The 452-nt window shown below is 62.8% G+C and carries 1 protein-coding gene; it reads left to right on the forward strand.

All coding sequences use genetic code 11. From position 1 onward, the window contains the following. Nucleotides 1-452 (forward strand): hypothetical protein (locus tag J5M58_RS26895; protein WP_207880439.1); only part of this gene is annotated, 452 nt, incomplete at both ends.

Raw genomic sequence — 452 nt, forward strand, 5'->3', positions numbered from 1 at the left:
GTTGGCAACGGTTCGGGCACGGTCAGCAACAAAGCGGGCGCCATCGCCAGCAACGGCCGAACCGTCCTGCAAGGCAAGACGATCGACAACTCGGCCGGTTCGGCGTCCGGCCAAACGGGCCTGAGCGTCAACGCCGCCGACTCGATTACGAATCTGGGCGGCAAGCTCACCTCGAACGCCAACGTCGACGTGACCGCAGGTGGAGCACTGGTCAACGACGGCGGTGAACTCGGCTCAAAGACGGCAGCGACGACGATTCATAGCGCCTCGCTCTCGAATCTGAACGGCAAGATCGTCTCCCCCACTTTGACGGCAACCGTTGCTGGCTTGCTCGACAACAGCCAGAACGGCGACTTCGAAGCCAATCAGCTTGCGTTGACGGCCGCGAACCTGAAAAACCAGGGCGGCCACATCTCGCAATGGCAGAGCGGCCCGACCACACTCGCCGTCTC

Origin of the sequence: Pseudomonas sp. 32_A (assembly GCF_017490905.1) — a bacterium.
Lineage (GTDB): Bacteria > Pseudomonadota > Gammaproteobacteria > Pseudomonadales > Pseudomonadaceae > Aquipseudomonas > Aquipseudomonas inefficax.